The organism is Paenibacillus illinoisensis NBRC 15959 (assembly GCF_004000925.1).
In the GTDB taxonomy this organism is placed as follows: Bacteria; Bacillota; Bacilli; order Paenibacillales; family Paenibacillaceae; genus Paenibacillus; species Paenibacillus illinoisensis.
Genome location: NZ_BIME01000012.1, coordinates 185,488 through 198,483, shown reverse-complemented (window position 1 = coordinate 198,483; position 12,996 = coordinate 185,488). Strand labels below are relative to the sequence as shown.

15 protein-coding genes are annotated in these 12,996 nt (G+C 47.0%); 1 reads left to right on the top strand and 14 read right to left on the bottom strand.

Annotated features, from left to right (window positions below):
* Positions 1 to 293: 293 nt before the first annotated feature.
* Positions 294 to 1,166: a nucleotidyltransferase-like protein gene (locus tag PIL01S_RS24600; RefSeq protein ID WP_246058551.1), complete on the bottom strand. Its 873-nt coding sequence runs from the start codon at positions 1,164 to 1,166 to the stop codon at positions 294 to 296.
* 131 nt (positions 1,167 to 1,297) lie between these two features.
* On the opposite strand from PIL01S_RS24600, the gene PIL01S_RS24595 reads away from it, so the two are divergent.
* Positions 1,298 to 1,696 (top strand): DUF2614 family zinc ribbon-containing protein, encoded by a 399-nt coding sequence (locus PIL01S_RS24595; protein WP_127539914.1) that lies wholly within the window; start codon positions 1,298 to 1,300, stop codon positions 1,694 to 1,696.
* A 144-nt stretch (positions 1,697 to 1,840) separates the two neighbouring features.
* Here the strand turns inward: PIL01S_RS24595 and PIL01S_RS24590 are convergent, their stop codons facing one another.
* From PIL01S_RS24590 to sigY, 13 genes are all read right to left on the bottom strand, one after another.
* Positions 1,841 to 3,589: a glycosyl hydrolase family 18 protein gene (locus tag PIL01S_RS24590; RefSeq protein ID WP_164764337.1), complete on the bottom strand. Its 1,749-nt coding sequence runs from the start codon at positions 3,587 to 3,589 to the stop codon at positions 1,841 to 1,843.
* A 120-nt stretch (positions 3,590 to 3,709) separates the two neighbouring features.
* The gene (perR, locus tag PIL01S_RS24585) at positions 3,710 to 4,132 is read right to left on the bottom strand and encodes a peroxide-responsive transcriptional repressor PerR (protein WP_024631328.1); all 423 of its coding nucleotides are present in this window, start codon (positions 4,130 to 4,132) and stop codon (positions 3,710 to 3,712) included.
* A 171-nt stretch (positions 4,133 to 4,303) separates the two neighbouring features.
* Positions 4,304 to 5,707 (bottom strand): DUF4097 family beta strand repeat-containing protein, encoded by a 1,404-nt coding sequence (locus PIL01S_RS24580; RefSeq protein WP_127539909.1) that lies wholly within the window; start codon positions 5,705 to 5,707, stop codon positions 4,304 to 4,306.
* Between the two features lie 26 nt (positions 5,708 to 5,733).
* On the bottom strand, positions 5,734 to 6,327 hold the full coding sequence (locus PIL01S_RS24575) for a hypothetical protein (RefSeq protein ID WP_127539907.1): 594 nt from the start codon (positions 6,325 to 6,327) through the stop codon (positions 5,734 to 5,736).
* A 146-nt stretch (positions 6,328 to 6,473) separates the two neighbouring features.
* Entirely contained in the window at positions 6,474 to 7,184 is a 711-nt protein-coding gene (locus PIL01S_RS24570) for an MgtC/SapB family protein (protein ID WP_127539905.1), read from the bottom strand.
* A gap of 33 nt (positions 7,185 to 7,217) precedes the next feature.
* Positions 7,218 to 7,682, bottom strand: a complete 465-nt coding sequence (locus PIL01S_RS24565; protein WP_095292524.1) for a GNAT family N-acetyltransferase — start codon at positions 7,680 to 7,682, stop codon at positions 7,218 to 7,220.
* A 141-nt stretch (positions 7,683 to 7,823) separates the two neighbouring features.
* Positions 7,824 to 9,263: an Asp-tRNA(Asn)/Glu-tRNA(Gln) amidotransferase subunit GatB gene (gatB, locus tag PIL01S_RS24560; RefSeq protein WP_127539902.1), complete on the bottom strand. Its 1,440-nt coding sequence runs from the start codon at positions 9,261 to 9,263 to the stop codon at positions 7,824 to 7,826.
* A gap of 26 nt (positions 9,264 to 9,289) precedes the next feature.
* A complete protein-coding gene (gatA, locus tag PIL01S_RS24555) occupies positions 9,290 to 10,747 on the bottom strand; it encodes an Asp-tRNA(Asn)/Glu-tRNA(Gln) amidotransferase subunit GatA (RefSeq protein WP_095292518.1) in 1,458 nt (485 codons plus the stop codon).
* A 28-nt stretch (positions 10,748 to 10,775) separates the two neighbouring features.
* Entirely contained in the window at positions 10,776 to 11,063 is a 288-nt protein-coding gene (gene gatC, locus PIL01S_RS24550; protein ID WP_095292515.1) for an Asp-tRNA(Asn)/Glu-tRNA(Gln) amidotransferase subunit GatC, read from the bottom strand.
* A 220-nt stretch (positions 11,064 to 11,283) separates the two neighbouring features.
* Positions 11,284 to 11,667, bottom strand: a complete 384-nt coding sequence (locus PIL01S_RS24545; protein WP_095292512.1) for an ATPase — start codon at positions 11,665 to 11,667, stop codon at positions 11,284 to 11,286.
* A 147-nt stretch (positions 11,668 to 11,814) separates the two neighbouring features.
* Positions 11,815 to 12,030, bottom strand: a complete 216-nt coding sequence (locus PIL01S_RS24540) for a hypothetical protein (protein WP_227779943.1) — start codon at positions 12,028 to 12,030, stop codon at positions 11,815 to 11,817.
* The gene (locus tag PIL01S_RS24535) at positions 12,023 to 12,361 is read right to left on the bottom strand and encodes a DUF5345 family protein (protein WP_127539900.1); all 339 of its coding nucleotides are present in this window, start codon (positions 12,359 to 12,361) and stop codon (positions 12,023 to 12,025) included. Before PIL01S_RS24535 ends, PIL01S_RS24540 begins: the two co-directional genes overlap by 8 nt.
* A 2-nt stretch (positions 12,362 to 12,363) precedes the next feature.
* Entirely contained in the window at positions 12,364 to 12,891 is a 528-nt protein-coding gene (gene sigY / locus PIL01S_RS24530) for an RNA polymerase sigma factor SigY (RefSeq protein ID WP_127539898.1), read from the bottom strand.
* Positions 12,892 to 12,996 lie beyond the last annotated feature (105 nt).

Below are 12,996 nucleotides of genomic sequence, written 5' to 3'. Positions count from 1 at the left end.
GTTGTTTGTGATTCTTCTTTTTGCCAACCGCGTTTTCGGCGGCGACTTAAATAATGTATCACATTCAGTGTCTTTTCGTCAAGAACTTTTTTTGATTCTTTTTTTTCAAATCATTAAGTTCTCAACTTGTCCCTCATAAGTCTTTTTTCAAAAAGCCCGTTTGGGGAACGAAATATAATGTATCACAATCCATAAGTACGAGTCAACCTGTTTTAATTAATTTTTATTACAAACAAAAAAGGAAGGTTTCCCCTCCTTTTGCCAAACCAAATCATTGAACTATACGGCTTTGTTCAGGCTTCAATCCAATACCGTATCTCCCGCCCTTCGCCTCCTATTAAGGATGGCCAGCCGGCCGATTCCTTTACAATAGAACGAAGAACTAGTTTGCGTAGAATTAAAGGGAGATCTTCTCCTACAAATCTTAATTGAGGATGATGGACCAGTTCGTCCACGCTCCATGCTTCTTTTCGGCTTCTAATTACCCGCAGAAGCAATTCCGAGCAATCACCCATTTTGGACATGACCGAAAATTCACAGGCAAGAAGAACAAGTTCCACCCGCTGTTCCAACGTCTCCGAGCTTACGGTAAGCTCCTGATAGAGCTTCCAAAGTGCCCGATCCATACTCTGCACATGTGTCCAAACAGCATGGTCAGGGTATACTCCATGTTCTATCAATACAATCCTGGCCCAGTTACCCAAAGCCTCCAAAACACTGTAATAAGCATCAACTACGTGTCCTTCCTGAATGTGCCGCTTGGCCTCCACATACATTCTCAGAAAGCTTGCGAATTCATGCAGCAGCTTTTGTTCCCGCATCTCCAATCCAAAGGCGGATAGCTCTTCCCTCAGGGCACTCAAGGCGCCTTCTGATTCCCATATGATCTCGCCCTCAATCAAGCATTGCATGAGATTGTTATTATCACCCGTAATTACACTGCTCTGCAGTTGATTACGCCCCGCATAGATGATTTGATAGCGCAAGTCCCCATAACGGTAATGACCAACGTCCGACATACTTTGATCCGTATCACAGACAATGAGAACAAGCAATTCGAAATCCTGAATCAGGGAGCCGTGGAATCGCTCACCCGGATGGGAATAAGCGATAGCCCCAACTGCCCCCGACTCTTCCGACTGTCCGGATAAAAAAGCTAGGTTCATTAATTCCACGATTCCCTCCATACATTTCATGGCAGTTAAACGCCAAGTCAGTTATAATGTAATTCTACATGCAGACTAAAGTTTCCTTCTTTTCCAGGTCCAATACTACTCATACGATAGGAGCATTTTTCATGATTTTTAAATCAGCTAAAATTAATGCTTTTCGCACTTGGGGATTGTTACTCACCATGCTAGGCATGGGGCTAATGGTACTGGGAACTGCCGGAATCGTGTTTTGGGGACATGCAGGCAAAGTGTTTGCAGCCGTGGGACTTGTCATCGGACTCGTTGCCATGATGGCTAGTCTGGCCATCTACTTCTGGGCTGGAATGTTGTCTACAAGCGCTGTTCAAGTGGATTGCCCTGAATGCGGTAAAATGACCAAAATGCTCGGCAAAACGGATCGTTGTATGTTCTGCCATACCATCCTCACTCTGGATCCTAATCAAGCGAACACAAACCGTCCTCATCTGAAAGCGCCTTCTCCATCTATTTCTGATACGGATCAGCGTATTAGTCCAAAAGGCTAGTATCGCTCATTCACTTCACATCTAAGATCAACGAGTAAACAACAAAAAAGGCCCGGTATCTAGACCGAGCCTTTTTTGCGTTTTTTTCAAACAATGAATGAATTCGAATCATATAAAAAAGATAAGTTCAGTAACCGTTTATCTCTAACGACTTACCTGTTGCAACGTCTTCCATGCTGATGCGTTAGCAAAACTGCGATTCCAGGCAGCTACACCACCCAGTTTGAGTGATTCAATGAGTTCTACACGGGCCTGTAAAGAAACGGCATCTTCTATCCAGATTTTCTTGGTCGCCCCATCCTCAGTAAATTCCACATAATTCTGTCCACTTTGAGAGTCCAACACTGGTTTGAGTTTCTTCTCTTTGATCAAATCAGCAACAGTATCCATTCCGACCGCTTTGGAAGATACTTTAATCTCTCCCTGTTCGTCTGCTTCCTCTGTCCAGATTCGCGTATACAGCGGAACAGACATAATCAATTTGTTAGAAGGCACTTCATCTTCTTCAAGAATTTTTCTCATAGAGGCCTCTGTCCAAGGCAGCGAAGCAACGGAACCGGCCTTTGGACTGGCAGCCCAGTGCTCGTCGTACGCCATAACCATCATGTAATCGACAAAGGAACCGAGTGAACGTCGATCCAGAAAAGCAGACCACATTTCACTATTGGATTTTGGAGTTACATCAATGGAGAGCATGAGTCCGTGGATGCGTGCCATCGCTTTAATCTCACGAACAAATTGAGTAATATTGGGTCCATCATCGGTATATACGTTCTCGAAATCAATATTGATGCCATCCAATTGGTAGGTCTGCGCGTATTCCAGCATCTGTTCGATGATATGCGTACGGGTCTCGTATGAGGCTACGGCCTCTTTTGTAATATCCGGGTCGAAACTGTTATCCATCAGTCCCCATACTTCCATACCGGAACGGTGAGCCCAGTTAACATACGCTTTATCGGCTTTGCTCTTCACATTGCCCTGGCCGTCCGTAATATGGAACCACGTTGGACTGACCACATTCACACCCGGCATCTTACCTATGGAACTGACGTCAGGCTGACGGTTGTATACCGCCTCCCACACTAGATTTACCGTTTTATTCTGCCACTTCTTCTCGGCAGCCGTCAGAGTGAATTCAGGCTTGTCCAGCTCCTTTTTCTCTGTAAGGGAAACATACTTATTATCCACATAACCGGCATAGCCGTTATCGAGCTGAACAAAACTCTGCTCATCACCTGTCTGCCATACCCGTACCCGGGCGTTCTGTTCCATATCCGCAATAATCGGGGAAGACTCTCCTCCACGTTTGTACAAAGGAATGGTCTTATCCGCTTTGGATGACAAGGTATCAATCTCCGCATATTGAATGCTGTCTCCTCCACGCATCAATATAACTGCACCCGTAGATGTATCTTCCTGTACGGCAATCCCGTAAACTTCCTTTAAGGGTTTAAGAGGGATGTATGCCTCTCCTCCGATGACCTCAGGCTCAACTGACATTGGGTAGTCCTTATGATTGAGCTCGGCCTTGGTGCTGCCTTCCTTCATATGAAGCACACGCTGCGGAGTCGCAATAATGATATCGCCTGTGTCGGCTTCGTAACGTATGCCAGGATCAATCGCCTCCTGTAGCACGTTCACCGGCAGTTTAAGCTCCTCCCCAGTTCCAGAAGCTTCACCATCCATCAATTGACCATCCACAAAAACAGGCTGATTCATTCCGATCCAATCGGGGTCCTCGTGAACCTGGTTCAGCCAGACATTCGTTATAAACCAGTAAGCACCGCCTGCAATAAGACAAGCTCCCAAAAAGCCAGGCCAGAACGAACGCCTCTTCTTCTGCCTTGTATATCTGCTTTTTCTACTCAAACGCCTACCTCCGTTAATCATGCTGAATCATGAAGATATCATTGCCGCGTGAAAATCATGCATGTAATCTTTGACTAAAAAAACAAAAAACGTGTAGAATCCAAACTGAATTCTGCACGTTAATATTGTAATTCATCTCTCTTAATCCCTGCAACTTTTACAAACACCATAAACTTCCAATCGGTGTCCGTGGACTTCAAATCCGGTACTTGATTCCGCCTGGAGCTCAACGCTTTTGAGCGAAGGATAACTGAAGTCTTCAATTTTACCGCATTTATCACAAATGACATGGTAATGATCCGTCACATTGGCATCGAAGCGGCTGGAGTTATCTCCGTATGTCAATTCCCGAACCATGCCGGCCTCCAGAAACATCTTCAGATTGTTATATACAGTCGCCACGCTCATACTGGGAAATTGGGGTTCAAGCGCACGGTAAATTTCATCGGCAGTCGGATGCCCCATGGATTCCATCAGATAATTCAATATGGCATGGCGCTGGGGTGTAATACGGACACCGGTCGTCTTCAGATGCTCCAACGCATGTTGGACACGTGTTGCCATAAAACCCACCGCCTTACCTTTCATTCTCCTGAAAAAACAAGATCCATTATCATCTTATCCATCAGAGTTGATTCTTGACAAAGAACAGGACGTTTAATCTTTCCTTCCATGTTACCTTGCCTTTTATTATTTTATTGTACGGCGATTGTAAGTTTATTGTCAACGCGGCAGTTACGGAACTTCAGAGGTACTATCCTGGGAATTCTCCCCGTTATCTTCGCTCTGCTCCAAATCGCCATCCAAGTCTTCCAAATTTGAACTATTCGTATCAGCCGAAGGCACATCCGGGTTGCGATTAATGGTAAGGTCGCTGTTCCCTTCAATTTTAACCGTGTATTCCCCTTCACCAAGCTGGCCTTCAATGGTTTTATTTTGCACTGTAAATGGCAGGTCAGTCTTCAGATCACCGTAACTGCTGGAACCGCTCAAACTGTAATCTCCTTGATGAGGCAATAAAATGCTTATTGCACCAACGGCACTGTATACATCCCAATCTCCGCCTATTTTGGAAGAAACGATGCTGATGCTTCCATTCAGAGACTGAGCCCTGATAGCGAGATTTGCGCCATCCAGCGTAATATTTCCGTTCCGTGTTTCAGCGGTAAATTCACCAATTGAATCCGTGATGCTAATGCTCCCCACCTGTGTGGTCAGATCTATATCTCCTGAAACTCCGCGGGCCTTCATATCTCCACGGTTGCTATCCAGATCAACATTCCCCATCGCATTGGCCACAATCACATCGCCATTTAACGTTTTGCCCGTAATGTCACCTACCGCATTCGTAATCCGGATACGTCCGTTCCCCGTTTCAGCCACAATAGTACTAATTGCCTCCGGCCGATTTAATAATATGGCTCCATTGGATGTGCGAATATCCAGATTGAAACGCCGGTCATCCGGGATCGTAATCGTCATATTCATGCGAGGCTGTGTTTTATCGTTATCTCCATAAGTTTTGCCCGTTGCGGTAATATGAATAACCTTGGTGCCGTCCGTTTCAACAAACGATGCATCTGCAACAGCTTTTGCCTCTACCTCGGATGTCTTATCTACCCATACTACAGTGCGCACCTCTATCTCTTCCGTATCTCCGCGCTGTACCGAGATATCTCCATTAACCCCCTGCACGACAAGATCGGAAGTATCCATACCAACAGGCACGCGGATCGTACCCTTGTCCTGCATGTACCCTGCTGCCTGACTATAGTCCATGGAGGCTGCTCCCAGATTAAGGCTTACCCTGTTCCACAAGTGCATATAGTGGTCCTGTTCTGTCACAATAAATACCGCAGCCGTTAGCACAAGGGAAGCCAAGATGCCCTTGGCATCCGGTCTGAAGCGCATCTTCACTTTCTCATCCTGCAGCTCATCAGCTGATGACCTTTTCTTGCTGCGCGTCCACAGGAACAACAGTATGTATTCCACACCCAATGCGATAACCAGCAGTGGCCACCAGTCGACCATTTCATATACGTAGTCAGTTCCCCACCGTTTATCCAAAATCAACAGCACACCGACCGCTACGATTAAGGCGGCAGCCGTATAGCGACCGACCCGGACTTTACGGTTCATTATTTTCCCTCCTCAATTCTCTTAATCTAACCTTTTTTCTTGCGCAGCATGACCCAAATCTCACGGCCGAACAGGATCAGCCCTATAATAATGAGTACACCGGCAAAAACATATCCACCATACAGAGCGAGCATTTCCTGAAACCAGCGAGGTTTGCGGAAGAAGAGCACCATCAACCCGCCACCAACAATAAGCAGCAATCCAAACGAAATGCCTCGCTCCCATGCCATAAAGGCCTCACCAACAGCCCGCTCGTTCATTAGAGGCTTGTCCGTATTTCCATGAGTTGCAGCTCTGCGCCTCCGCATCATGACCCAATCCGCAGATTGCAGTACATCGAATACATTGTAAAAGTAGATCACCGGAATGAACAAAGCGAGCAAAATTAAAAGGGGCACATTAATCTGTATGCCAATAGATGAAAAATACAAAAGCGCTGACAGGTCGAGTAATACAAGCAGCATAAACGTCAGACCTCTCATATACAGCCGCAAATAAATATGACCCAGGCCAGGAATGATCGCACTGAGCAATCCAGCAATAAATTTATGTGTCCGATTTCGGAGCGGCCTGGTTTTGGCCGTTTGTCTCCTTTTTCCGGACGGATGATTTCTTTTCATGACATGCTCCTTTCTTATGAAATAGCATACCCGCTCTTCATGCATTTGGTTAGATAGTACCCTAAAGAGCACAGAGAGTAACTGGAAGAAATATGGATATGATTAAAAACCCTCCGGCACAACAGGCCTAGGGAGGGTTTCACGATTTATTCTATGGATACTTTGGTCACATGCTCCCACTGCCTTAGCTTAGTTACCAGCTGCACTGTATTAAGTTCATGTGGTACATGTACGTGGAGTACAATCTCAATCTTTCGTTCAACCGAAATGACCTCGGCAAAAGCCAGATCCTGCTCATTGACTGTAATTTTGCGTATTTTAATCTTCTCCTGCTCCATGAATGAAGACACCTGCTCCAGGAAGCCGGGTTCAGACAACGTATGCAGGGTGACGACATGCAGCTTGTTTCCTCGTATATACCTTAGCTCCAGCTTGTTGAACACCCACAGATTGAGCAGCACCAGAACCGTAGATACGATGGAGGCAAAAAAGAATCCCGCGCCTGCTGCCAGTCCAATGGCGGCTACAACCCAGATCGAAGCCGCGGTGGTAAGTCCTGTAATGGACTTCCCGGTAAACAGGATCGTACCCGCTCCCAGGAAGCCGACACCCGTAATAACCGCTGTTGCCAGACGAGCCGGATCAATCCGCACATTTAATTCATTGGCAAAATCCTTAAAACCATAAACAGACAACATCATGATCAGTGCAGACCCGAGACAGACCAGAATGTGGGTACGCAGACCAGCAGCATGATTGGAACGTTCACGCTCCAGACCTACAAGTCCTCCAAGCAGCATGGCTAGTAATAATCGCAATAAAATGTGCCACTCATCGATAAACCAAGGATTGCCCAAAACTGGTATTCCTCCTTCAAAAAATTCACATAATTAATGTTTATTCTTATGAAATGTCGTTAATTCCACACCTGGTGCAATCGGCGTAACCTCTACCGGTATAAAACCGAATTTGGTATATAAATTGACAGCCGGTTGGTTCAATGTACCTGTTGATACGATATACCGCGGAAGATCTGGGTACTGCTCGAATACATGCCTCATTAATGCGGCTGCAATTCCTTTGCGAAAATGCTCAGGGTGCACCATCATACGTGTGATCGTCAATGTGTCCTTCTCTTCCTCCGCCACTGCAACAGCACCCAGGAGTTCTTCTTCATCATCCAGGCAGCCGTAAAAGGTCTCCCCGCAGCTTTGCAGAGATTCGATCGTATCCATCAAAGGCGGAATTTCCTGAAAACCAATCATCTCCGCTTCCAATCGATAGGCTACATGCTGAAGCCGCCATAGCTGTCCTGTGGTCTCCAGATCATTCAGTGACAGTAATTGAATCTTCATTCTCGCCCTCCTCTCCTTCGTACGCAACTGAATTCGATTACACCTGTACATGATTATTTACCACATTTGTTTGCCTTATAAAAATAAGAAAAGAGGCTGTCACAGGGACGAGCCTCTTTCTGTCCGGCCTTACCGGATGGATTAGCGGTTCAGTACATCTGCAAGCAGTTGATTAACCAGACCCGGATTAGCCTTGCCTTTACTTTCTTTCATAACCTGTCCTACCAGGAAGCCGATCGCTTTCTGTTTGCCTGCCTTGTAATCTTCCACGGATTGAGGGTTGTTCGCGACAACCTGCTCTACAATGGCAAGAATGGCACCTTCGTCACTGATTTGCACAAGACCTTTTTCCTCAACGATCTGCTGTGGAAGCTTGCCGCTCTCCAGCATTTCCTTAAAGACGGTTTTGGCGATTTTGCTGCTAATCGTGCCTTTCTCCAGCAATCCGATCATCTCACCCAGTCCCTGACCCGTCAGAGGCACCTGAGACAATTCCAGGTTGCTGTTGTTCAGATAACCAAGCAGGTCGCCCATAATCCAGTTGGATACGGCTTTGGCATCCTGCGTATATTTCAGGCTGTCTTCAAAAAGATCAGCAACCGCTTTGGATGAGGTAATCACCTCAGCATCATAATTAGGCAATCCGTAATCAGCAGTATAACGTGCTTTGCGCTCGTCAGGGAGCTCCGGAATCGAAGCTTTGATTCGCTCCTTCCAGGCTGCATCGATTTGCAGCTTCACCAGATCCGGATCCGGGAAGTAGCGATAGTCGTGCGCTTGCTCTTTGCCACGCATGGTCAGCGTTTTCCCTTGCGCTTCATCCCAGCGACGCGTCTCCTGAACCACTTCGCCGCCGTCATCCAAAATTTCAGCCTGACGGAACTGTTCATATTCCAAACCGCGCTGAACGCCACGGAAAGAGTTCATGTTTTTCAGTTCTGCTCTTGTTCCCAGCTTCTCCTGCCCATGCGGACGCAAACTGATGTTGGCGTCACAACGCAGGGAACCTTCTTCCATTTTCACATCCGACACATCGCAGTACTGCATGATCGCACGCAATTTTTCCAGATAAGCACGGGCTTCCTCCGGCGAAGAAATTTCCGGTTCGGATACAATCTCCACGAGAGGTGTACCCACCCGGTTGAAGTCAACCAATGAAGCATAGCCGCCATCAACGTGAGTAAGCTTACCTGCATCTTCTTCCAGATGAAGACGGGTAATCCCGATTCGTTTCGTTTCTCCGTTTACTTCAATATCAATCCACCCATTCTCACCAATCGGTTGATCGAATTGTGAGATCTGGTAGGCTTTTGGTGAATCCGGATAAAAATAGTTTTTACGATCGAATTTGCTGACATCAGCAATGGTACAGTTGAGGGCCATCGCTGCTTTCATGGCATAATCCACAGCCTGACGGTTCAGTACAGGCAATACGCCCGGATGTCCGAGACAGACGGGACAAGTATGGGTGTTTGGTGGTGCTCCAAAGGCCGTAGAACAGCCGCAAAAGATTTTGGAGTTGGTATGCAACTCCACATGGACCTCAAGTCCAATGACCGTTTCATATTTAGATGCAGACATTTCAATATTCCTCCGTTCCGGGCAGTCTACAGCTGCGGACGCTGCTTGTGGAATTCTGTATTTTGTTCAAACGCATGCGCAACGCGCAGTACAGTCGTTTCATCAAAGGCTTTACCAATAATCTGCATGCCAACAGGCAATCCATCCGAGAAGCCGCATGGGATGCTCACTGCAGGTACGCCTGCCAGACTGACCGGAATGGTCAGGATGTCATTGAGATACATGGTGAGTGGATCATCCACCTGGGAACCCAGTTTAAATGCGGTTGTAGGCGCAGTTGGTCCAATAATGACATCATATTTGGCAAATACGTCATCGAAATCCTGTTTGATCAATGTACGTACTTTTTGAGCTTTCAGGTAGTAGGCATCATAGTAACCCGAGCTCAGCGCATACGTCCCAAGCATGATACGACGCTTCACTTCCGGACCAAAGCCTTGGCTGCGGGATTGGTGATACAGATCAAGCAGGTTGTCCGGGTTATCTGCACGTACGCCATAACGCACGCCGTCAAACCGGGCCAGATTGGAAGAAGCCTCAGAAGAAGCGAGCAAATAATACGTAGCCACCGCATATTCGGTATGCGGAAGGGATACCTCTTCCCAAGTGGCACCGAGTCCCTCAAGCACTTTCAAGGCAGAGAGAATGGTCTCTTTAACTTGCGGATCAACACCTTCTCCAATGTACTCCTTCGGTACGGCAATGCGCAGACCTTTGACATCACCTGTCAGTCCGCTCAAGTAGTCCGGGATCTCCACTTTTGCAGATGTCGAATCTTTGGCATCATAACCGGCGATTGCTTGCAGCACATAAGCAGAATCTTCAACATTTTTCGTCAGAGGTCCAATCTGATCCAAAGAGGATGCAAATGCAACCAATCCAAAACGCGAAACGAGTCCATAAGTCGGCTTCATGCCGACAACGCCGCAATACGAAGCAGGCTGTCTAATGGAACCACCCGTGTCTGATCCGAGCGTGAAGTACGCTTCGCCTGCAGCTACTGCGGCCGCAGAACCACCACTGGAGCCACCTGGAACACGATCCAGCGCCCATGGGTTGCGCACAGGATAGAAACTTGAATTTTCATTCGAACCGCCCATGGCGAATTCATCCATGTTCAGTTTACCGATCGTCACCGTATCTGCAGCTCTCAGCTTTTCGACAACCGTTGCATCATACACCGGGTCGAAGTTGCGCAAAAACTGGCTGCCGCATGTCGTGCGCAGTCCGTTCGTAACGATATTATCCTTAATACCTACCGGTAATCCAAAGAGCAAACCTTTCTCCTCGCCACTGACGAGCCGGTCATCCAGCTGACGCGCACGGGAACGAGCCTGTTCCTCATCCAGCGCAAGATATGCCTTAACTTTGTCTTCACGTGCACTAATGTTCTGATATGCTTGGTCCACCAGGTCGCTGACCGACAATTCCTTGGCGTGCAGCTTGTTATGTAACTCAGGCAACGATTGTTCAAATAAACTCACGGTATTTCGTCCTCCTTCCGGTTATCCGTTATTCCATTACAGCAGGCACTTTAAACTGCCCGTCTTCTTCTTCCGGTGCATTGCGCATTACCTGCTCGATTGGCAGGCTTTCCTTCGTTTCATCCTCACGCATCACATTGCTGACATGCAGAACGTGAGTCGTTGGCTCAATGTTCTCTGTATCCAGCTCATTCAGCTTCTCTGCATATTTTAAAATTGCGTTCAGCTGTCCTGTAAGTGTCTGTTCTTCTTCAGAAGTCAAATTGAGCCGGGCCAGCTTGGCCACATGCTGAACGTCATTATTCGAAATACTCATTTCCGGATGCCTCCTTCATTTCGTTCAACTTCCCGAAACTGCCTGAAACGAATCGCTCGTTTAACGGGCTAAAGTCCCAAGATAACTTTTTTCATTATAGGGGAGATGGTTCGACAATTCAATGCAAATGACCTGACTTGTCTAATAAGCAAAATAACCCCAATCCACGGAGCTCATGCAAATATCAAAAAAGAGCCGGCATCAGCCGACTCTCTAGATCTTAAATCCATGCACGCAGATTAACCTGCTTTATAAAATCCGCCTGTGACATAACATCGTTCGCGGTTTCCTCTTCCTCTTCCACAGCTTGAATATCTCCGTTCATCAGATGATGAAACAGTTTCTCGTTGTGTGTCGCAAGGGCGTAATCTATCAACGCTTCTCGCTCGACCCGCTCAGCTTCCTGCTTCAGCAGAACCTCTTCCAGATCGACGTCGCCGGATGGAACAAAAAAGTTCCGGTTCACCTGCGGCACTCGAAGCACGTAATCGAACGCATTGTCCGGATTCCGGTCATAAGCGATGATGTAACCATATTCCCCCACAGGAAGATTCTGCTCAAACGCATCCGCGACGATGACAACCTTTTCTCCTAATCGCAGCATCGTCTAACCTCCTGGTAGTCTATCTTTCATATTTATTTGTATAGTCTACTAGAAAAGAATAACGATGTCTACGATTACTAGAATTAAGCAACATATTTGTGCAAAATCTTTTTTAATCACCAAATTATCATTCGTCCATTATATAGGCTAGGACCGTCTGCGACCTGATCGAATAACTACGAACCAATATACAATGAGTGGTGTCGGGAATCCGGTGATCCCCCATAATCCCCATAACCAGGGGAAACGCCCACGTTTACGAGCATCCTGAAAAATCCATGTCCCTTGCACGAACAATAGGATTGCGATCAATATCATCCAGATGGGAGAAATCTCATTTAACGAATAATGCATATTATTCATGAGAAGCCTCCTCCTTCCGATGTTTGCCCGCCCATATGATTGCTGCTGTCACTGCTGCTGCTACACCAACAGCCTGGATACCCACATAAAGAGCTGGAGCAGACAGGAACAGCAGCGCCCCAGAAGCAATGACCATCAGCCCGATCACCCAGAACAAAATCATCTCGATCAGATTCTTACGGCGTTTGATTCGTCTTCGTTCTCTGACCTGCACTTCCAGCGAGGCCAATGAAGGTACACTCACTGGCTCATACGCGTCATCCAGCACTTTCATCTGCTGCTGCAGTCGTTCAAGGAGCTCTTGCTCATCTTGTTCATCCGTCCTGCTCATGCTTATCCCAACTCCTTTCTCAATTGACGAAGGCCATAGGCCGTTCGTGATTTCGCCGTTCCGGCTGGAATACCGAGCATTTCTCCAATCTCATCATAACCATAGCCATAATAGTGCTTCAACAGTACAGCAACACGGTGTTCCGGCGTTAATCTGGTCATGGCATCCATAACGTCCGTCCATTCTTCATTCCGGCTCTCAAACTGCCATCGGAATCGTCTGACGGCTTCACTACGGATCATATCCAACCAGCCATTTTCTCTTTTCTTACGCCTTGTCTTGTCAATATAGATGCGTGTAGCAATGGTAATCATCCAGGATGAAAAGGCAGACGAACCGTCATAACGATCAATGTTTTCCATACATCGAATCATCGTATCCTGAACGGTTTCTTCAGCAGCGTTTGGATCCATCGTAACCTTGACCAAGTATTTGTACACGAAAGCATAATGACGTTGAAGCAGCGCCGCCAGCGCAGCATCATCTCCTGCTGCTGCCCTGCGGACCTCTTCCAGTTCGGCTGCTTCCATCTGGTTCTTCACCTCTGCTTCCCATTCATTCTTGTGTTAATACGACAGTCTCTGCATAAACGTTCAAATGAATTACAAAAAAATCTGAAGCCGACAATTTCCCGG

What these genes read in the sequence shown, in the direction of transcription:
- PIL01S_RS24600 (WP_246058551.1), bottom strand. Translation starts at nt 1,166, where the DNA reads ATGAACCTAGCTTTTTTATCCGGACAGTCGGAAGAGTCGGGGGCAGTT.
- PIL01S_RS24595 (WP_127539914.1), top strand. Translation starts at nt 1,298, where the DNA reads ATGATTTTTAAATCAGCTAAAATTAATGCTTTTCGCACTTGGGGATTG.
- PIL01S_RS24545 (WP_095292512.1), bottom strand. Translation starts at nt 11,667, where the DNA reads ATGCTGCGATTAGGAGAAAAGGTTGTCATCGTCGCGGATGCGTTTGAG.
- PIL01S_RS24565 (WP_095292524.1), bottom strand. Translation starts at nt 7,682, where the DNA reads ATGAAGATTCAATTACTGTCACTGAATGATCTGGAGACCACAGGACAG.
- perR (WP_024631328.1), bottom strand. Translation starts at nt 4,132, where the DNA reads ATGGCAACACGTGTCCAACATGCGTTGGAGCATCTGAAGACGACCGGT.
- PIL01S_RS24580 (WP_127539909.1), bottom strand. Translation starts at nt 5,707, where the DNA reads ATGAACCGTAAAGTCCGGGTCGGTCGCTATACGGCTGCCGCCTTAATC.
- PIL01S_RS24540 (WP_227779943.1), bottom strand. Translation starts at nt 12,030, where the DNA reads ATGAATAATATGCATTATTCGTTAAATGAGATTTCTCCCATCTGGATG.
- PIL01S_RS24590 (WP_164764337.1), bottom strand. Translation starts at nt 3,589, where the DNA reads ATGATTAACGGAGGTAGGCGTTTGAGTAGAAAAAGCAGATATACAAGG.
- PIL01S_RS24575 (WP_127539907.1), bottom strand. Translation starts at nt 6,327, where the DNA reads ATGAAAAGAAATCATCCGTCCGGAAAAAGGAGACAAACGGCCAAAACC.
- sigY (WP_127539898.1), bottom strand. Translation starts at nt 12,891, where the DNA reads ATGGAAGCAGCCGAACTGGAAGAGGTCCGCAGGGCAGCAGCAGGAGAT.
- gatB (WP_127539902.1), bottom strand. Translation starts at nt 9,263, where the DNA reads ATGTCTGCATCTAAATATGAAACGGTCATTGGACTTGAGGTCCATGTG.
- gatC (WP_095292515.1), bottom strand. Translation starts at nt 11,063, where the DNA reads ATGAGTATTTCGAATAATGACGTTCAGCATGTGGCCAAGCTGGCCCGG.
- PIL01S_RS24535 (WP_127539900.1), bottom strand. Translation starts at nt 12,361, where the DNA reads ATGAGCAGGACGGATGAACAAGATGAGCAAGAGCTCCTTGAACGACTG.